At 41.8% G+C, this 19568-nt stretch carries 21 protein-coding genes; 12 read left to right on the top strand and 9 right to left on the bottom strand.

Annotated elements, in window-relative coordinates:
* The first annotated feature begins 63 nt into the window (after positions 1–63).
* The gene (locus tag RSJ42_RS12210; protein ID WP_410507558.1) at positions 64–585 is read left to right on the top strand and encodes a nicotinamide-nucleotide adenylyltransferase; all 522 of its coding nucleotides are present in this window, start codon (positions 64–66) and stop codon (positions 583–585) included.
* A 63-nt stretch (positions 586–648) separates the two neighbouring features.
* Here RSJ42_RS12210 and RSJ42_RS12205 read toward each other — a convergent pair whose 3' ends face one another.
* The 6 genes from RSJ42_RS12205 to RSJ42_RS12180 all read right to left on the bottom strand — a co-directional run bounded on the left by RSJ42_RS12205 (position 649) and on the right by RSJ42_RS12180 (position 6720).
* Positions 649–1209, bottom strand: a complete 561-nt coding sequence (locus RSJ42_RS12205; RefSeq protein WP_410507557.1) for an adenylate kinase family protein — start codon at positions 1207–1209, stop codon at positions 649–651.
* Between the two features lie 146 nt (positions 1210–1355).
* The gene (locus RSJ42_RS12200; protein WP_410507556.1) at positions 1356–1823 is read right to left on the bottom strand and encodes a pyridoxamine 5'-phosphate oxidase family protein; all 468 of its coding nucleotides are present in this window, start codon (positions 1821–1823) and stop codon (positions 1356–1358) included.
* A 146-nt stretch (positions 1824–1969) separates the two neighbouring features.
* Positions 1970–2200 carry a cytochrome b5 domain-containing protein gene (locus tag RSJ42_RS12195; RefSeq protein WP_410507555.1) on the bottom strand — a complete coding sequence of 77 codons (231 nt, stop codon included), beginning with the start codon at positions 2198–2200 and terminating at the stop codon, positions 1970–1972.
* A 139-nt stretch (positions 2201–2339) separates the two neighbouring features.
* Positions 2340–4430 carry a thioredoxin domain-containing protein gene (locus RSJ42_RS12190; protein ID WP_410507554.1) on the bottom strand — a complete coding sequence of 697 codons (2091 nt, stop codon included), beginning with the start codon at positions 4428–4430 and terminating at the stop codon, positions 2340–2342.
* A gap of 480 nt (positions 4431–4910) precedes the next feature.
* Entirely contained in the window at positions 4911–5852 is a 942-nt protein-coding gene (gene uppS / locus RSJ42_RS12185; RefSeq protein ID WP_410507553.1) for a polyprenyl diphosphate synthase, read from the bottom strand.
* 598 nt (positions 5853–6450) lie between these two features.
* Positions 6451–6720 carry a DUF2551 domain-containing protein gene (locus RSJ42_RS12180; protein ID WP_048109002.1) on the bottom strand — a complete coding sequence of 90 codons (270 nt, stop codon included), beginning with the start codon at positions 6718–6720 and terminating at the stop codon, positions 6451–6453.
* A 610-nt stretch (positions 6721–7330) separates the two neighbouring features.
* On the opposite strand from RSJ42_RS12180, the gene RSJ42_RS12175 reads away from it, so the two are divergent.
* From RSJ42_RS12175 to RSJ42_RS12145, 7 genes are all read left to right on the top strand, one after another.
* Positions 7331–8026, top strand: a complete 696-nt coding sequence (locus RSJ42_RS12175) for a 4'-phosphopantetheinyl transferase family protein (RefSeq protein WP_410507552.1) — start codon at positions 7331–7333, stop codon at positions 8024–8026.
* Between the two features lie 123 nt (positions 8027–8149).
* Positions 8150–8395, top strand: a complete 246-nt coding sequence (locus RSJ42_RS12170) for a phosphopantetheine-binding protein (RefSeq protein ID WP_410507551.1) — start codon at positions 8150–8152, stop codon at positions 8393–8395.
* A gap of 5 nt (positions 8396–8400) precedes the next feature.
* Positions 8401–9894, top strand: coding sequence for a class I adenylate-forming enzyme family protein (locus RSJ42_RS12165; RefSeq protein ID WP_410507550.1), 1494 nt, complete (start codon positions 8401–8403; stop codon positions 9892–9894).
* Positions 9875–10912 carry a hypothetical protein gene (locus tag RSJ42_RS12160; RefSeq protein ID WP_410507549.1) on the top strand — a complete coding sequence of 346 codons (1038 nt, stop codon included), beginning with the start codon at positions 9875–9877 and terminating at the stop codon, positions 10910–10912. Before RSJ42_RS12165 ends, RSJ42_RS12160 begins: the two co-directional genes overlap by 20 nt.
* A 60-nt stretch (positions 10913–10972) precedes the next feature.
* A complete protein-coding gene (gene nadE / locus RSJ42_RS12155; RefSeq protein ID WP_410507548.1) occupies positions 10973–12037 on the top strand; it encodes an NAD(+) synthase in 1065 nt (354 codons plus the stop codon).
* An 80-nt stretch (positions 12038–12117) separates the two neighbouring features.
* Positions 12118–13251: a DUF362 domain-containing protein gene (locus tag RSJ42_RS12150; RefSeq protein ID WP_410507547.1), complete on the top strand. Its 1134-nt coding sequence runs from the start codon at positions 12118–12120 to the stop codon at positions 13249–13251.
* A 197-nt stretch (positions 13252–13448) separates the two neighbouring features.
* Positions 13449–14012, top strand: a complete 564-nt coding sequence (locus RSJ42_RS12145) for an acyltransferase (RefSeq protein WP_410507546.1) — start codon at positions 13449–13451, stop codon at positions 14010–14012.
* Positions 14013–14224: 212 nt separating this feature from the next.
* Here the strand turns inward: RSJ42_RS12145 and RSJ42_RS12140 are convergent, their stop codons facing one another.
* Both RSJ42_RS12140 and RSJ42_RS12135 read right to left on the bottom strand, forming a co-directional pair.
* Positions 14225–14812: a metal-dependent hydrolase gene (locus tag RSJ42_RS12140; RefSeq protein WP_410507545.1), complete on the bottom strand. Its 588-nt coding sequence runs from the start codon at positions 14810–14812 to the stop codon at positions 14225–14227.
* 227 nt (positions 14813–15039) lie between these two features.
* Complete coding sequence (locus RSJ42_RS12135) at positions 15040–16101, bottom strand: radical SAM protein (RefSeq protein WP_410507544.1); 1062 nt, start codon at positions 16099–16101, stop codon at positions 15040–15042.
* Positions 16102–16259: 158 nt separating this feature from the next.
* Between RSJ42_RS12135 and RSJ42_RS12130 the strand changes: the two genes are divergently transcribed.
* The 3 genes from RSJ42_RS12130 to RSJ42_RS12120 all read left to right on the top strand — a co-directional run bounded on the left by RSJ42_RS12130 (position 16260) and on the right by RSJ42_RS12120 (position 18021).
* A complete protein-coding gene (locus tag RSJ42_RS12130; RefSeq protein WP_410507543.1) occupies positions 16260–16445 on the top strand; it encodes a DUF362 domain-containing protein in 186 nt (61 codons plus the stop codon).
* Between the two features lie 137 nt (positions 16446–16582).
* Positions 16583–17311, top strand: coding sequence for a cyclase family protein (locus tag RSJ42_RS12125; RefSeq protein ID WP_410507542.1), 729 nt, complete (start codon positions 16583–16585; stop codon positions 17309–17311).
* A gap of 278 nt (positions 17312–17589) precedes the next feature.
* A complete protein-coding gene (locus RSJ42_RS12120) occupies positions 17590–18021 on the top strand; it encodes a hypothetical protein (protein ID WP_410507541.1) in 432 nt (143 codons plus the stop codon).
* A gap of 197 nt (positions 18022–18218) precedes the next feature.
* On the opposite strand, the gene RSJ42_RS12115 is transcribed toward RSJ42_RS12120, so the two are convergent.
* Positions 18219–18818 (bottom strand): hypothetical protein, encoded by a 600-nt coding sequence (locus RSJ42_RS12115; RefSeq protein WP_410507540.1) that lies wholly within the window; start codon positions 18816–18818, stop codon positions 18219–18221.
* 334 nt (positions 18819–19152) lie between these two features.
* Here RSJ42_RS12115 and RSJ42_RS12110 point away from each other — a divergent pair, with 334 nt between their 5' ends.
* Complete coding sequence (locus RSJ42_RS12110; protein ID WP_410507539.1) at positions 19153–19503, top strand: hypothetical protein; 351 nt, start codon at positions 19153–19155, stop codon at positions 19501–19503.
* Positions 19504–19568: the final 65 nt, after the last annotated feature.

The following is a 19568-nucleotide window of genomic DNA, read 5'->3' as shown; positions in this document are numbered from 1 at the left end:
ATTTAATTTATGTTCGAAACTTAATTCAAAGAAAGAAATATGGTATATTCGAGGTTGGATACGATGTTACGAGCTTTTTACATAGGGCGTTTTCAGCCGTATCACTTCGGACACCATGCCGTAATCACGCGGATCGCGGAAGAGGTGGATGAACTGGTCATAGGCATAGGAAGTGCCCAGAAAAGCCATGAAGCCACCGACCCGTTTACTGCAGGAGAAAGGGTTCTGATGCTTTATAACGCGCTTGAGCATCTCCCTATCCGCCACTACGTAGTTCCCATTGAGGACGTCAGGTATAACTCTATCTGGGTCCACCATGTCGCATCCAGAACTCCTCGCTTTGATGTAGTATATTCGAACAACCCTCTGGTCATTCAGCTTTTCCGGGAAGCCGGGTTCTGTGTTAAGGAATCTCCTCTTTATGTCAGAGAAAGGTATTCCGGCACTGAGATCAGGAGACGAATGATTGCAGGAGAAAAGTGGGAGCATCTTGTCCCGAAACCGGTCGCAGAGGTAATTAAAAGCTTCGACGGAGTTGTCCGCCTGAAGAATGTTTCTACCAGTGACAGCGATTTTTCTTTATAACCATTTTTAAGCTATACTTTTCTCTCAGCCTATTCTCAGTTTTCTTAGTAATGCTGCTCTCTTTCAGGGTACCGAATCAATCCAGTCAAGGGAGCCGGGACTGTATTCCTGCAGTTCATCTTCTTTTCCGCTGAGGAGATGATCTATGATTTTTTCCACATCTTCAGCAGTCTCTTCCGCTGTCCTGCCTGTTGTATTTACCTCAAAGACTTTTTTGCACCATTCAAAAGCTTCCGCCAGGATCAAATCAATTGCTTCGGCTTCTGCATTTTCGTTTATTTTTTCTTCATAATATCCGCGCTTCTCGAGCCTTTTTCTCAGCTCGGGAGGGTAAGCCCTGAGTACGATTGCGATGTCTGTTATGTAATGAGCAAGGTGGCTTTCAAGAATCACTATTTTGTTTGCTGATTCCTTTTCAGTTTCATCAATAATCTCATTAAGGCGGTTTTCAACTAGCTCCATATCTGCTACTACCGCATCCCTCTCTTCATCAACTTCTGAGTACAGGCGTTCTTCCTTTATGAGATCATTAAGGTAGACTACTTTCCATCCCCTGCGTTTTTCGAGAAGTTTGCTTACCGAGGTTTTTCCCGTTCCCGGCGTACCTGTAAGTCCTATGAGCATGGAGATGGAAATAGGGTTAATTGCAGTTATAATTAATCCCGTTTAAATGAGCTGAGCTTGATATTGCAGGATAAGAAGACGATAAATTTTGAAATGTTTTGAAATCCTGTTTGCTCCTGTCTTACCTGTCTGCCCTTGCCTTTCAGTCAGACCGAAATTTCCACAACCCGCTGGAAATGGGTCACAACAATGTATTTCTCCACCCGGATTTTCAGAAAAGCGGTTTCAGGGGAATGAAGAAAGTCCGCAAGATACGGGTGCTTCATTAAATAGGTTTTTTCCATTATGCTGTATTCGAAGCTTTCTACCTGTTCAACTCTTCCCAGGACTGTTACTGTCGTTGCTTCCTGAATATCCTCTTTTGTATTCTTCCTGTTATCTATTAGCAGGGCAACTGCAGGGTTTGCCTGCATGTTTGAATATTTCCTGGTAGCCTTCGGAGTCGCAAAAAGAAGGTATGTAAGCTTTTCATTTGAGGCAAAGGAGATGAGGCTTGCATAAGGCGCATTCCCATCTTGAGTTGCTAGAACAGCAAGGGGCTGGAGTTCAAAGAAATTTTTCAGTTTTCTGAGGCATTCCTCTTTTTCCAGCCCTGTTTTTTCTCTTGAATTCATTTTTGTTCCCTCTTCTTTTTTGTTCCCTCTTCTGGCGCATTCGGAATACTGATTCATTTTAACTTTCTAAAGTCACAACTAATCGTCTGTTCCTTTGTTCCTGTTCTTTCTCTGTTTCTTTAAAAAATATGACACTTTAAAACAGGTCACTTTTTAAGAGTCCCGACAACCTCGTAATCCTTAAATACCTCTGGTCCATGAGGCGCTTCATCCATATCCTGCGTAAGGTCCTGTCCCGACTCGTGAAGTCCCTGGTGCGTACCATCTTCCCACATATAACTGTCTGATACGTCGTATACCTGGCCGTCATATACAACGTAGATCTTACCGTTCTGGCCTTTATATTCCGCAAGCTCTTCAAGTGTGTATTCTTTCATTTTCCATATCCTCCGTTTCTTTTCTATAAAACCGTGATCTCACTTTCATATGCTTGAGATTTGCCGTACTTAAGTCAGCATTCAGCTTGAGCGTTAATAAGGCTCAAACGTTCAGTATTCCTCAAACATTCAACATTCCTCAAACATTCAGCATTCTTAACATTTCGCTGGTTTCAGTAGTGGGCAGCTGGCATTCGTAGTCCTGGCAAACGTATGCAGTTGCCTTACCTTCAATAGGAACCTGTTCTTCTGCATACTTTGCCAGCTCGGTAATTTCAGGTTTTTCTATCTCGGGCCTGAAAATAAGCACTTTGTTGGGCACAAAATAACTCCAGAGCTCTTTCAGCATCTGTTCTGTATCCGGAGCTCCGTCTTTTCCCGAAATTATCACTTCGTATGAAGGCCCGAATCTGAAGTCAAGGGCAGACAGGAACTGGGTATATCCGGAAGGCGCTTTTATGATCTGCTTTGAAAACGCGCGTTCCATCTGGTCAGCAGTTTCCTCGAGTTCGGGATCTGCAATTATCCTGGAAATGCGCAAAAGGTTCAGCATTTCGATTGAGTTCCCTGATGGTATTGCAGAATCTGCAAACTCCTTTTTTCTGAAAATAAGAGCCTCGCTGTCGTTGGCTGTAAAGTAAAGTCCGCCGTTAACAGGGTCCCAGAAGCATTCCAGAAGTTCGCTGTTAAGGGAAATTGCAGCCCTGAGATAGCGCATTTTAAATCCTGCCTCGTAAAGTTCCAGAAGCCCATGAATCAAAAAGGCATAGTCATCGGAAGTTCCGGAGATCCCTGCAACCCCATCCCTGTAGCGGTGAAGCAGCCTATCCCCTGGTCTGTAAAGAACCATAAGGATAAAATCCGCAGCTTTCTCTGCAGCTTTCAGGTACCTCTCTTCTCCAAAGACCTGATAAGCCTTTGCAAAGGCTGCAATCATAAGCCCGTTCCAATCTGTAAGTATTTTATCATCCAGTGAAGGTCTTTCGCGCTCATACCTTGCTTTAAGGAGTTTTTCTCTGGCGGTTTTTACCCGCTCTTCTACTTCTTCTACAGGAATCTTCATTTCGGCTGCAAGCGATCCCGGAGAACGGACCATATAAAAGAGGTTTGTCCCGGTTTTTCTACCCCTTATTTCCTCTTCGAAATTTCCTCCCTCTCTCAAATTAAATATTTTGGTGATCAGTTCCGAATCTTCAGGCCCAAGAATACTCCTGACCTCTTCTATTGTCCAGAGGTAGTATTTTCCTTCTTCCCCTTCGACATCTGCGTCTTCCCCGCAGTAAAACCCGCCTTCAGGGGAGGTCAGGTCTCTCAAGACATAATCCAGGACTCCTTCTGCCGTTTCTTTATAAAGGTCTTTTCCGATAACCTGATAGGCTTCGGTATATGCAATTACAGTAAGGGCCTGATCGTACAACATTTTCTCAAAATGAGGCAGGAGCCACATGTTGTCCGTAGAATAGCGGTGGAAACCTGAGCCCAGGTGGTCATAGATTCCTCCACTGCGCATATTGTCCAGGGTATGTTCTACTATGTGAAGGGCTTCAGGGTTTCCGCTGCGCCTCCAGTAGCGGAGCAAAAAGGAAATCCTGTGTGGAGTAGGGAATTTCGGAGCCCCGTCAAAACCTCCGTATTCCGGGTCAAACGAATTAAGCATTTCATCGTAAGCTTCTTCTATTATCTCTTCCCCGAGCCCCTCTCCTGAAGATTCCTTTATCATATTCTGTATGGTAAGCGTAATCTTTTCTGCCGAATCAAGCACGTCTTCATGCTGCTGCTCCCAGATTTCTTTTATCCTGGGAACCAGCTCCAGCATTCCTGTCTGGTTGAAGCGGGATTTTTTAGGAATATATGTGCCAGCAAAAAACGGCTTCTTGCCCGGAGTCATAATGATATTAAGAGGCCACCCCCCCCTCCCGAGGATTATCTGGCAGACAGTCATGTAAATATTGTCAATATCAGGCCTTTCCTCTCTATCTACTTTTATGGAGACAAAAGCTTCGTTCATGAGCCTTGCGACTTCCTCATCTTCAAAAGACTCGTGTGCCATTACGTGGCACCAGTGGCAGGTCGAGTATCCGATCGAGAGAAAAACAGGTTTGTTTTCTTTTCTGGCTTTCTCAAAAGCCTCTTCTCCCCAGGGGTACCAGTCCACGGGATTATATGCGTGCTGTAGAAGATAAGGACTTTTTTCGTTAATCAGGCGATTGGGTTTCTCTTCTTTCCCCACTTCAATCCCTCCTGATTTCTCCAGTACCTGAATCCTTTATCTCAAACCCTGAGATGTATTCTTCGCAGGAATAAGGATTAAACTCTTTACAAGTGTTCATAATAACTCCCCTCTTTTGAAAAGGTAACTGTGAGATATCTTGTCATTACCGCATAATCTGCCGGATAGGCTTGATATATCTCTGGATTTTTGCTTTCGGGTTTACAATAAGCTCTCAGAGCCGTGATAACTCCAGGAACTTAAAATCAGATATAGCCAAACTTTCCCCAGTTAACATAGTCGCCCCGGAATATCAATATAACGGTGCTTTGGGGGTTATTTTCCTGTCAGATCAACTGCCAAAATGGCAATTTTGAAAAGAAGAAGTATGGGACCTTTACTTTATGAAAAAGAATTTGTATGTTAATTTAAAGATATAGATGGCAGTTAGTTTGAATATTAATTTATCCGGATATGCTTTTTCCGTATATTTTGAGTATCTCAGGACAGTCCCTTATTTTTTAAAGGAAGCAGCTGCCCCAGCTCTTCGCTTTTTTCTTCGTGCTTTCCTAATTTAAGGAAATTTTTAACTCTTGTGACACGGTATGAGTGCTCGAGCTTCTTCTCTTCTTTTCGTGCCTGATATACTCTGACAGAACGGAGAAGATCGATTTTTCGGAATTCAGGCCAGAAAGGAGCACAGAAATAAGTCGCGCATTCGCTGCCGTTAGCCTGCCACGGCAGGAAGTTCGAGACTCTTTCGTCTCCTCCTGTACGGACAATCAGATCTACGTTCGGGACCGGGACTCCCGGAGCAGGGTACAGGTGCTTTGAAATCAGGCTTTCGTTAACATCCTTGATAGAAAGCCTCCCGCTTGATACGCAGTTTGCGATATCCCTTACAGCCTGCATTATATCCTGCCTGCCGCCGTAAGCAATAGCCACATTTAGAGTAAATCTTCTGTGGTGTTCAGTGGCTTTCTCAATCTTTTCAATGGATTCGATCAGATATGCAGGCAGCTTTGTCCTGTCTCCTATAACCCTTACCTGCATCTCTTTTTCGTAGGTTCTGCTATCTGTATAAAGTTTTAAGAACTTATCGTTGATCAGGCTAAAGAGTCCGCCAACCTCTTCTTCCGACCGCCGGAAGTTTTCCGTGGAAAAGGCATAAAGTGTGAGCTGTTTTACTCCTATCTCATGGCACCATTCAATAACTTTTTCAGTTACTTCTGCTCCCATAGCGTGTCCAAAACTCCGGGCCCTTCCAAGTTGACCAGCATACCTGCGGTTCCCATCCATAATTACAGCTATGTGTTCAGGAATCTCGGATTTAAGAATCTCTTTTTCAAGCATCTGCTCATACTTCTGGTAGAACGCGCTGAAAGCCCGGTCTTTTAAGAAGCGAAGCCCTGCCCGAAAGGCTCCCTTATTCAATTGTCCCATTTTCAGGCTAGTTATTTATTTTCCCCCTGGTAATATACTAGGTAGAAGGAACATTATACGTAAAAGAAATATTCATATACATTTTTTGTGGTATGGAATTCAATTTTTCTTAGACTTAGAAAGTAATTTCCCTTCCTCTTATGAAGAATTTTTTCCAAACTTACTTATAAATTTTGGGTTTTATGCCCGTTGGATAAGATTTTAATAAATTAAAATAGTTATATCCCATTTTTGTCTGACTATACTCCAGGTACAGATGTATTGAAAAGCTTTAGATCCATTAATAAGAATCACAACTTAATGTAAGCGATTGTATTAATAACTTTCAGGGTTGGTAGCAGTAATCAGGTACTAACAGGGATAAAATCTGGATCCAACAGAGATAAAATCTGGACCTCAACTCCGGAGAGAACTAAAATTAATAATACTGATTTTCCCGAACACTCGCTTCTTACATTTAAGCTTTTTCTATAAAGATGAAATTTCTTGATGGCAATCTTGATTTACAATTCATTGCATTTCTGATATTAACAGAAAAGGACAGGAGATCTGGAGAATTCTCTTACATAAAAAGCAGGATTTACAGCAATAAAGCGGCTCAGTAATTTTCAAGAACAGAGCCGACAATGTTTTTGTAACTCTCTTTCAGGGAATATACATTATGATCCCCTGTAACATTTATGCTCAGGATTCCGAGTCTCGTATTCATAAGCCCGACCATGGCTGACACTCCCCGGTAACTTACCTCGAAGTTTCCTTTATCAAGGTAGTCATAAACTTCACCGGTGGTGAACTTGTCTCCGGTCAGGAAGAGATTGAGCACAACCTTGCGTATCCCGTTTTCATCCCTGCCGAGATACTTTATCAATCTCGCTCTTACCCTTTCTTCCGCAGTCTGCAGTTTCGGACACCTCAGTTTTAATGATAATTTGGAATTATATTCTCATTTTAATTATATTCTTTTCTACTGTACTCATCCCATTCTGTTTATGTTTCCAGGGAGATACGACCCCTTCGAAAGGGAGCTAAGAATCGAATACCCTATATCCTTATCGTTTATATATTTTAGGATTACTTTTTTTTAAATATTTATATTGAAGTATATTATGGATCTGCAGATATATTCTAAATGTATTGACCAATACGGGAAAAAGCGAATTTTGCCGTTATTTAAGAGGGAAATTTAAGAATAAATCATTTTTTTGTTCCAGAAATGCTGCTTTATATTTTTTAGTAAGGATCTCCTAAATAAAGAAAGTCTGATACAACCTGTTTTTTACCGGTAAAAGTTTTGCCCGATCAGAAATAAGAAAAGCTCAGGGATAACCGTAAAAAAGCTGTCCTTTTAAAGAGGCTAATGTTTACTAATTGATTTATATGTGCCAGTTGTAATAGGATAGATATTGACACTTAATAAGATAGATATTGACACTTAATAAGATAGATATTGACACTTAATAAGATAGGGATTGAACTGTATGCGCACAGAGAACCTGATCCTCTCTTCCGTTATTCTGGAAAATATCCCTTGCTTATGGGAAAAACATGATATCCTTATCTTTTTTATTGATCTTGACAATTATAATGCCTTAAGTGCAGAATATCTCAGCAGTATTGAAAAAGAAAATCTTGAAAAACTTCAAACTTCTTATTTCAAAAAAAGGTTTATTGTCTCAAGGACAGTTTTGAAACATATTCTATGTACTCTCCTTAGATTGGATTCTGCCCTGAGCATCTCCACTTACAAAGACAGGTATGGAAAAGTCCATATAACTGACCATGAAGACCTGTGTATCTGTATTTCTTACTCTGAAAACATTATAGCTCTTGCCGTATCAAAGGTTAAGATCGGCATTGATGTCGAAACCAGGAGACTACTTGAACTCAAAAATACATTGAAATATCTCCATAATGAACGAATATACTCAGATAAACCAGTAACATTATACCCAGATAAGTCAGTAACAGATAATGATTTTTTAAAGACATGGACGTTAAAAGAGGCATTCAGTAAGTTTTCAAATAAAAGTATGTTTTTCTTTTTAAATAAAGAACCTGATTTTAATAATGCTTCATATTCTCATTTTTTACTGGACGAAAAGTATATTTTTTCTATTGTTGTAGAGTCGGACCGGCACACTATCAGTATGAGCCATCTTGAGAAATTTATTTAATCCAATACTCTCAAATTATTTATATAGTTGGATTGCATAGTAACTTTGGGGCTTTTAATTAATACGGACAAGTGTGTGTCACCTGCAGTTGATAATTTGATCCAAGCAAAGGGGTAAGACTATATGGAACAGATAAGGAATGATATACTCAATTATTTGAAGAACAACTCTTTTATGGAGCGGGAAACGACTATTAATGATAGTGATTCTCTCACCCAGAGCGGGGTCATAGACTCTATTGGTTTGCTTGAGTTGATAGACTATATCTGTGCAACATACTCTATCGAAATTCCTGAAGATATGTTGACACCGGAGAATTTCGACTCTTTACAGGGGATTACCAACCTGATTACCAGACTGGCGAAGTGAAGGGCATGATAATTGATGCTTGTATCACTGAGCACGCCAGAAAGAATTCTCACCGGATCGCTCTTGAAGAGGGTAAAAAATCAATTTCTTACAGCCGTCTCGATGAGGGCATAAATACAGTTGCTTCATCTCTTGCTGATTTTGAGCACTGTAAATTTGCAATACTGGCTGAGTCCGGAATACAGTATATCAAAATACTTATGGCAGTATACCGGTCAGGCAATATCGCAATACCCATGCCAGTCGAAATGCCAGGGTTAAGCCTTGAGAGGATCCTTGATGCTGCATGTATCAACAATATAATTGCGACGAAAAAGCAGTACTTAAGGTTTGGATACGGATTTTTTGAACGTTTTGGAACCGTGATCATTGTTTCAGACGACAGTGTTTCGGATGGCACTATTACAGAAACCCTCAGCAAAAGAATGATTCTCGAAAAAAATGATCCCGAACTCAGGCTTGTGCTTTATACTTCAGGTACAACAGGGACTCCTAAAGGGGTTATGCTGAGCGACAGAAACCTGGCCTCAAATTCCAGATCAATAATTGAGATTCTTAACATCACCTCAAAAGACAAAGCAGCCCTGGTAATCTCTCCCCATCATGCTTTTGGGAATTCCATAATTAATTCCCACCTGATGGCCGGAGGCTCGATAAATATCGGGACAATGAATTTCATAGACCCTGTTTTCAGTCTCATCGAATCCGGGGTATCCATATTCTATGGAGTGCCCAGCACCTATCGTATCCTTCTCAAATACCCGGAAAGATTCAAAAAAGCCTTTGTAAATGTCAGGACCGCAGCGTCTGCTGGCGGAGCTATGGACAGGGCTATTGTACGGAGTATCAGGGAATTAAGTCCAGATACACAGATCCTGCCAATGTACGGCCAGACCGAAGCTACGGCAAGGCTTGCCTATCTGCCTTCAGAAGATGTGGACGAATTTATCGATACGATAGGTAAAGCAATTCCCGGGGTCACACTGGAAGTTTTTGATTCGGAAAACAGGCCTGCAGGACCCGGCATCACAGGCGAGCTTGTTGCCAGAGGGGATAATATCCTCCTTGGTTACCTGAATGACGAGGCTGCAACTGAAAAAAGGATCATTGACGGATGGCTGCATACCGGGGACCTTGCACAGAAACTTCAGGGCGGGTATATAAAGCTGCTCGGGCGCAAGGATGACCTCATTAAAGTAGGCGATCACCGGGTTAACCCGAGAGAGCTCGAAAAAGAAATTGAGAAAGGCACTGACGTATCCGGGGTTTTTGTTGTGCCCGTCCATCACGAGCTTATGGGAAATGCAATCAGCCTTATGGTCATACCGAACCAGGGAACTGAAGTCGATGCAATTTTTGCTTTTTGCAGGAAGAACCTGCCAGGGTATCTGTACCCGAGGGAGATCCTCCTTATTGACCATCTTCCACTGAGCGAGAATGGGAAAATATCCAACAGGTCTATTATAGAGGAGTACCAGCATGTCAAAGCTAGTATGTAAAAGGTGTGTCCTGGACTCAGATATTCCAGGCATTGAATTCAACAAAGAAAGCGGTCTCTGCCATTTTTGTGAAACGTATGCACCTCTTTCCCAGCAGGAAAAGGAGCAATATCTTAACAGGATTGAGGCTCTTTTTAAAGAATACTGCGGCAGGGGTAATTACGATGTGATATATGCTCTTTCAGGGGGAAAAGACTCTTCATATACGCTTTATAAACTGAAAAAAGATTATCCCTTCCTGAGAATACTTGCCGTCCAGTTTGACAACGGGTTCACTTCGGATTATGCCGTAATAAACGCAAAGAAAATGTGTGAGATTACGGGATGCGACTATTTCAAGCTGACAATAGAAAAAGAGGTCCTGTACGATCTCTTCCGGAAAGCAGCTGAGTCTTATGATGCTTTCCCGAAGTTTGCCAAATACAGGGCGAGCGATATCTGCAATATCTGTATCAGCATAATAAAACAGAAATTGATGGAGCAGGCAATAGTCCAGAAAGCGCCTTTTATCGTATTTGCTTTTACGGCAGGTCAATCCCCCAATCCCATAATTAATCTGTCAGCTAATTTTATACAGTGGTCAAGGAACCTTTTCGAAAAGCAGCTTCAAAAAATCGGTGTTGATGACCGGGATGAGCAGTTCGTCATTAAAAATGAGGTCATTAAAAACATAGGTGAGATCGCTCCGTCTATTCTGCACCCTCTTTGCCTGTGGGAGTACAGCGAGGATAAAGTGCTTGAGACAGTAATTGGCCTCGGGTGGAAGCCTCCTGCCCTCAATGACAGCAATTCAACAAACTGCACACTAAATTCTTTTGCATGCTATAACCATCTGGAAAAGTATGGTTTCCATCCGTATGCTTTTGATATAGCAGGGCTTGTCCGAAGCGGGGAGATGTCAAGGGAAGAAGGGCTGGAAAAACTCCACCAGAAACTTTCGCAGCCGCTGATCGAGGAAGCTGCAGAGAAGCTTGATATTAAGATAGACAAATCTCAAAAAATTTTGCTTAAAGTTTAAGCAGTCTCTCTAACTCCTTTCTAACATTACCATCACAAACAATCTATCCGGGGAATAATTATGCAAATTATTGGAAGCAGTGAAACGAAAACTACGGAAAGTCACGTAAAAAAGTTGTCTAAAAACATTAACGGAAGACCAGTGGATTTCAATGATATCCATATCCTGAATGAACTTAACAGAGACATCGGTGAGCTTGTTAAAGAGCTCAAGTTTTTTATACGAGACCAGGTTACCGGTTTCAAGAAAAAAGGTGTGGTTCTCGGGGTTTCGGGCGGTATAGATTCGGCTGTATCCCTTACGCTCTGTGTACAGGAGTTCGGCAAAGAAAATGTGTATAGTCTCCTTCTTCCTGAAAAAGAATCGGCTCCTTCGAGCAGGACTCTTGGAGCAGAGATCTGTGAAAGCCTGGGGGTACCATATGAAGAGGTTCCTATTTCTCCAATTCTGGAGTCCCTTAACATTTATGAAAAGAAAGAACAGCTCCTCAAGAGAGTCTGTCCTGAGTATGATCCCGGAATACACAAAACTTCACTGGTCCTGCCTAATTTCCTTGACCGTGAGGGCTTAAGTGTTCCTTATATCCGGTTAATAAAAGACGGAGAAACGGTTGCAAAGCACAGGTTGAAGGCGAATGACTATCTTGAGCTGATCGGGCTTCAGGGTGTCAAACAGCGGTCAAGAATGATGATTCAGTATATGTATGCCGAGAAGTTGAATTATGCTGTTTGCGGCACAACCAATAAGACCGAACTTGTCCTCGGGCAGTTTGTGAAGTACGGGGACGGAGGTGTTGACCTTGAACCTCTTGCAGACTGTTATAAGACCCAGATTTATGCTCTGGCAAAACATCTCAAAGTAAATGAGGAGATTATAAAGCGCCCGCCAAGTGCTGACACATGGAGCCATTATACAACCGATGAAGAGTTCTACTGGCGCATGCCCATGCATATCATGGACCAGCTTCTCTATGCGCAGGAACATAAGCTGCCCATAGAGGTTGCTGAAAAGAATACGGGTCTGCCCAGAGATACCATAGAAAAAGCCTGGCGGCACATCGACAGGGTAAGAGACACTACAGAATACGTGCGTGCTACTCCTCCTGTCTATTATCTGGGCAGGTAAGCTGCATGCATTCCCATATCAAATATGGACAGATTTCAGGTCCTGGTCAGTAATCTGATTTGCAATCCAGGTGGATAAACATGAACTCCACAGTCTCAATTGTACGGTGCTCCGATTATTCAAACGTAAAAAGTGCAATCAAAGAAGCACTTGGCCTGATAGGCGGGCTTGAGAGCATTATTACTCCAGGAAAGCACGTGTTGCTTAAACCCAATGTGCTTGCTATCCGGCCTCCGGAAGATGCTGTCACCACTCATCCTGCAGTGGTAGCTGCGATGTGTGAGCTGGTTAAGGAAGCAGGCGGCGTCCCGGTTATAGGGGACGGGTCAGGGATTGTGAAACCGGGTTCGACCACGACTTCGGAGGCCTTTCGTACATCCGGAATTGAGGCTGTTGCATCCGCCTGTGGAGCAGAGCTTATTAATTTCGAGACTTCAGGTTATACTGAGGTCTCTGTCCCAGGAGCCCGTCGGTTTCCACGCCTTTACGTAGCAAAGGCAGTCCTTGAAGCTGATATTGTAATCTCGCTTCCGAAACTCAAGACCCATGAACTTACCCTTTACACCGGGGCTCTTAAAAACTTTTTTGGGGCCGTACCGTATAAGACCCGAAAGCAGGCACACGCTCTGGAAGACCGTGACCGTTTTGGCGAAGCGATAGTTGATATTTATTCCGTTGTCAAACCTCACCTTGCGGTTATGGACGGCGTGATGGGGATGGAGGGCAACGGTCCTGCCAATGGGACGCCTATAAATTCAGGAGTAATCCTGGCAAGCTACGATTGCGTGGCCCTTGATATGGTTGCTTCCGAACTGATAGGGATTGATCCGTTAAAAGTGCCTACAAACAGGGCTGCACTTTCGAGAGGGTTCGGGACGAAAAAACCTGAAGTTAAAGGAGTTCCTCTTCAGGAAGCAAGCCTCGGGTTTAAAATGGCAGAAGGAGGAGTCACTGCAATGGTGCCTTCTTTCCTTATGAGGGCTCTCCGGACCTATCTTACTGTAAAGCCTTTTATCAACACCTCAAAATGTGCACTTTGCAAAGCCTGTGTTTTGAACTGTTCGGCACATGCAATTGAGGAAATGCACAGGACACTCAAAATTAACTCAGAAAAATGTATCCAGTGCTACTGCTGCCGCGAACTCTGCCCTAATGATGCGGTGGAAATCAAGAAGTCTTTCCTGATGAAGGTTGTGACCAGAAGCAGAACCTGAGAGTTATAGCATTATGATAGATAGCATTACGGGCAGGCAGAATATCATATCCTTTCAAAATTATATTTTTTCTTGATCAGAATATTCATATATCAATCGATCTGATCAATATTTTGTCCGACTCATAAGTGACTATGGGAAATATATTTATCTGTTGAAAGTAATGGATATAAATGCAGGGTGTTTTTCACCGCAAAATGGGGGGCATTAATATAACTGCCGTAGTATCAAACAGAGATAAAGTAACTTTTGGTGAAATAGCTGATCACTATCACAGCAATAAACTCATCTTCGGAATGAGGTACTTCAAGAACTGGGCCCTGGAACGTGTTGCTGCATGGTTTCCGATTCCTTCATGGCGAGCGAAATTTCATAAAATGCGAGGCGTAAATCTCGGAAAAAATGTTTATGTCGGCTACGATGTAGTTTTTGACAGGCTTCACCCCGAAATGATCACAGTTGGAGATTACTCTGAAATAGGGGACCGCTGCATCCTCTCTGCTCATTCCAGAGGCAGCCTGACCACGAGACAGGCATATCCGAGGACTATAGAGCCCATAAAAATAGGAAGTGGAGTTTCTGTAAATCCCGGCTGCATAATCACTCAGGGAGTCGAGATAGGGGATAACTCGATAATCGGTATAGGGTCCGTAGTTACCCGTGATATCTCTCCGAACAGCCTTGCCCTGGGTTATCCGGCTCGAGTCGTTAAAAAACTCGATGGAGCAGGGGAACTTCAAACCAGTTTTGACGAATCTTAATTCTTTTTTAATTTTTATATATTCTTTCTTGATGTTTTTCTTATTTGTTTTATATTACTTACTTGTTTTATATTACTTACTTGTTTTATATTACTTACTTGTTTATTCATCTTATTCCCTTAGATTTCATTATTTTTACGACCTTAATTACCATTTCTCCAGATTAATTATTTTTATCTTATATTTATTTCCCATTTCTCCAGGTTCAAAAATTATTTTTCAGCCCCGTAACCGAACTCAAACCCGAATTTGTTCAAAGCGAATAGTGCCATCATTATTACAATGAATACGCAGAAAACAGATACAATAGAAACTGCTAGATAGTTAAGTAAGCCGCCAGCTTCTGCGAATCCGGTATCCATTATTGAGAATAGACTGATACGTCCATTGTACAGAGGATACAGATAAGCACATCCTCCTTCTGCAATATCGTCGAGGAGCAGGTGTGTAAGGAAAGCAGACCCTGCAAAGATTGCCATAGAGGCTGCTTTACTGGATTCCCTGTATGCAGCATATCCTGCAAATGTTCCGAACAGAACCGCAGAGAAACCGAATAAAAGCGAATGCGTCATGATTGAGCCAATTGAGCAGTGATCCAGATTGCCGTTTACAAAAATATTATACACGGCCATTATGTCCGGAAGAAGAGTGCTTAAACTGCCTACAAACACCAGTAGCAGCAGCTTTCTTGCGTCCTTGAAAGAAAGCTCTCTTCGGAAGAAAGGTCCAGCTAAAGCATATATAGCTACTGCGCCGACACAGAACAGGAAGAATAGGACATGTGCAACCGGATATGGCATAAGAAACCCTTTTTCAAGTATATAGAAGTTATTCCACAAGGGAGTATACGAGAGAAACAGGATCCTTCGTACCTAACCCCCTGGTATCTAACCCCGCTAAATGATTAATAATTCTTTAAACTTTATTGATCTCTCTTATATAAATTTTTGACCCTATATGGGTTCTCAGGATAGATTCCTGATTGTTTTCTTTAAAAAGTATACAGTATGAATTCGGGCAGATCTGTTCATAACGGAATGAGCTCTACAACCAGTCCATCTTCAAACGGATGCCTCTCAATGATGAAAAGTTTTGTACTGGAGGGTTCAAGTTCTTCTTTTAGCATATCCTTCAGGTCTTCAAGCACCCACCAGGCTATCTCGATCTTCCCTTCTTTTACCTCAAAAAGTTCACCAGGCACTTCTGACTCTTTGAGGATTTCCTCAGCAAGTCCCTGATCTCCCCCATCAATAACCCCATAAATAAGGGTACCGTCTTCCGTGATCTCGTCAAATTCTCTAGCTGTGTTTTTTGCAATTCTTTGAAACCTTTTGCGAAGCTGGACTGCATCCTTATAAGTAGAAGAACAGAAATGCACTCTTTTACAGGCACGGAAAGCGTTTTCAGAATGCGTACTGGAACCTGCAGCAGCACATGATGTATCTGATTCCAGGGAAAACCCGTTTTTCAGAAGTGCTTCTGAATTATTATCGGAAAATTCCAGTTCGTTGAGATTTAGAAAAACGCCCATTTTTTCTGCAAAAGCTGCGACCTTTTCAGCACCTTCGAGAGAGGGTATTTCAATTCCTGCTACGATTCCAAGATCTTTTGCATTTTGCAGAGCAGATGCGTAAGGGCTGTCCATGAGCTTTCCCCAGACTGACTGCGGCGGATGAAAGCGAATTTCATCAAGCCCTGCTTCTGCCAGTTTTTCAAGAGTCTCCCTGTCTGGAGCAAGAGATGTATAAAGATGAATATGATGACCTTCCCCAAAAGAAGCCTTAAGCAAGCGGATATAATAGAGGACTCTCTCTATCTTCAGTAAAGGCTCTCCGCCGGTGATCCCTGTCCCAAGGGCATCCATAAGCCCAGCTTCCCTAAGCAGATCTTCATCGCTTTTTACAGGCCTTTCATTAGCAAAAGTGAGGTCCTTTCCACGCCTTTCATCAGAGAGCGGGCAGTAAAAACAGCTTTTAGGACATAGCCCGGTTACGAAGAGCACCATTTTTGCACCCTGCTGGCAGAGCCTGCATCCTTCCGAGAGGTAACTGCAAAAAGAGCCTGTCTCATCCTTAGTGAACTTTTCCATTCTGAGACTGCATATCCTTTTGTCCTATATAAGACTTGTTTCCTGTTATTTTTCCGGATGCTGATGAGCGAGTTTCGTGAAAAATAATTATTTCGGTTCCGGTTTGGAAATTAATTGTTCAGAAATTAATATATCTATTCGATTCCAAAGGTTCACTGATGCCAGAGACGGATGGATTTGTTGTGGTTTTCGGCTGCAAAAGGTGTGGCAAATGCAAGGATGTATGTCCTGTGGGAGCCATTTACGAAGAAAACGAGCTTGCAAAAATCGACCCTAAGAAATGTAACCTTTGTATGAAATGCATAGATGAATGTACTAACAGATCCATTATTTACATGGATTAATCTCAAGAAAAAGCCGGGACAACCGAAAGCGGATTAAAATAAGTCTAAAATAATGGATTAAAATAAGTCCAGAATAAAACTAAAATGAAACTGAAGATAAAACAGAGTATATGAAAAGCAGGATAAGGTGAAATGGGATGTTTGTTCCGGAAAAGATACCATTTAAAGGAAGAATTATAGATATTACAGTTCCTATCTCTCATTCTACTCTAATCTTTCCCGGAGACCCTGAACCCTCAATTGAAAGCGTCTGCACCATTGAAAAGGATGGATGTGCGGTATCCAGACTGAGTTTCGGAAGCCATATGGGCACTCATGTTGATGCACCATCCCATATTATTAAAGACGGACTCGCTATTGATAATTTAAATCTTGAAAATCTCATGGGTCAGGCAGCTGTTCTGGACTTTTCTCAAATAAATGGAGCATTGAAAGACTCTACTCTTGATAAGGCATTTAATAACCTGGGGATCGATGAAAGTGTTTCTATTCTACTTCTCAAAACAAAATCTCCTTTCGAGAAAGAAAAAAGCTCCAAAACCTCCTGTTTTCAGGCAGAAGAAAGCGATAGAAGAAGTGAAACTGAAGAGTTCCCTGAAAATTCTGTTTACCTTGACTCAGGTGCAGCAGATTGGATTGTCAGAAAAGGGTTCAAAACAGTTGGAATTGATAGTTTTTCCGTTGATAGCCTTTCTTCTGAAAATCTGCCTGCCCATCACATATTGCTTTCAATTAACGTGAATATCGTGGAATGCCTTGACCTGAGTTCGGTAGAAGCAGGAATCTATTTTTTCCTGTGCTTGCCCCTGAAAATTGAGGGCTGCGACGGTGCTCCGGCAAGAGCATTATTGATTCTTGATTCCTGATTATTTCTAGATCTTCTGATCTTTTTCACTTTTTCTGATTTTAGAACTTGGACATTGTAAACCTTGTGCTATCATGGGAAACCATTTAAAATATAATTCTATTTTATAAAGTTCATTTTCACTTAGGTGTGTCGAAAGAAGGATTGAAGAGTTAAAAAGGAATATTATATACACAGAAATCAAAGTAGCATGTGTGAATAATGCATTGCTGGTTTAGAAGAAGAAATATAGAATGCAAACATCGAAAACCAACTTTTGGAAAACGAAGTGACGAAAAAATGAGAGAGTTAAAAGAAACATACACAGCACAGGAAGTTCACGATGCTCTTCTGCGGATATATTCAAATAATAATATTGTACATGAAAAGTTTGATAGTATCCGAAAATCATATAACTATGATAGCAGTAACGCGATTAAATATGATAGGGTTGGTACATTCCTCGATTGCGATAATGTATCAATGGATAACATTGAAAGTGGAATGATCACCGGGAAAACAAGCTTGGATAAAAGGATAATGTTAGTAGATAGGCTCAGACGAAATAAAGCACGCAAGGAACCGAAAGCCGCTGAAATAATTGCCACAGATCAGTATTTCCATGATAAACTTCCTCAGGCAGTGGCAGAGACACTTAAATTGAGTATAGGCGACAAGTTCAATTATGTATTGCAGATTGATGGGACAATCATGGTAGAGAAATGTGAGTGATCATACTTCTACCTAATCCATTTGGAATTTATTCATACTGTAATAAGGGTGTTATTTTCTAGGAACTACTCTGAGCCGATCAGGTTGCCATCACATTTTTATCCGGATCAGTTACGAAACTGATATATCAGTATATATGACGGAAGAGAAAAGGTGATGTACACATGCTATCTTAAGGGCTGTGTCTGTTTTCATTTTCAGAACCTGGCCATCGTATATCTTGTTCCATTGTGGGTAACCATCTCAAACAGGAACTCGCCTGAAACAGGATATTCTATTACCACTGCCGTGTTTTCGAGAGATAAAGACGTTTCATTATCTTCCTGGCTGATGGACGGGACCCATATGCCTTCTGAGTTTTCTATGCCTTTTATGAAATGGATCGGTGCTCCTTCAAGAAACACTCTTTTTTTAACTCCGCTTTTGTGCTGGTAAATAATGGTATTATTTTCCGGGATCCATTCCGAGTCAGTCAGGTTGCCGTTACATTCCCTGTCCGGGTCAACTCCAAAACTGATGTACCTGACAGAGGGCGGAAGAGAAAAAGTGAGAGTGCACATGCTTCCTTCAGGACTGTGCCTGTCTTCGGAATCACGGGCATATCCTCTCTGGATTGAGAGAAGGGAAAGGGAGGCGGTTTCTGCCTGGGCTTTTATTTCCGCGTCCTGAAGGACAGGGGAAGCTATACTCCATGCCTGCGCCAGAAGGAGCACTACTGCAGCCAGAAGCGCAAGATACACTACGAGTTTAAGGGGAATAGTATCTGCGGCTGCAGTGTCGGAAATAAATTTTCTCATGTAATTGTAAATGGTCCTAACATAATAAAAAATTTTACTTGATGGGGGAGAAGTAGTGCGGAAGCCAAAAAATAAAAAGGAAAAATTGAAGATAAAGAACAGTTTAAGGATAACAGGAAACAACTGATTAAAGAAAGCTAAGAAAACTTATGTTAGAAATCCTGTGGAATTGTGTTAAAGGATAAAGAAAAACAAAATAAAAATTAAATCAAATCCAGTTCATTAGAAATAAGGAGGGTTTGGGATAAACGAGGAATGTGAAGAAAATCTGTTATGCATCCCTTTTTCTGAGGAGCAGCTTGAAAAGATTAAAAAATATGCCGCTCTTAATTGCATGGAAGTTGAAGAGTTTTTGAAAAACGTCTGCATGACTTATTGCCTCCAGCAGATGGAATACATCCACGCAGAGAAACCTGAAGCTGCAGGAGGGGCCGGTAAATCGGACAGCGGATGCAAAATCGAGCCAAGAGATGTAGAAATCAAAACTAAGAAACCGGTTTCGAAAGAGCTGCTTGATGGGCCTCTCGTGCTTGATCCGCAGTGCATAATGGACCTTTTTGCCATTAAGAGAGAGCTGGGAATTACCTCCAATAACCAGGTAATCACAACCGCCCTGAAACTGGGCTTAAACCAGCTCAATGTAGCTCTTGATCTCGTAAGGCATAAACCGGTTGAGAAAAGGTAAATTTGAAAGACGAATCGGCCGTTTTCTAAAAGTTCAAATTCTCTCAAAGTCCAGATTTTCTTAAT

This window comes from Methanosarcina hadiensis, from assembly GCF_046529725.1.
In the GTDB taxonomy this organism is placed as follows: domain Archaea; phylum Halobacteriota; class Methanosarcinia; order Methanosarcinales; family Methanosarcinaceae; genus Methanosarcina; species Methanosarcina hadiensis.
Note: the sequence above shows the minus strand (reverse complement) of the source record. Positions and strands in the feature narration are given on the sequence as shown.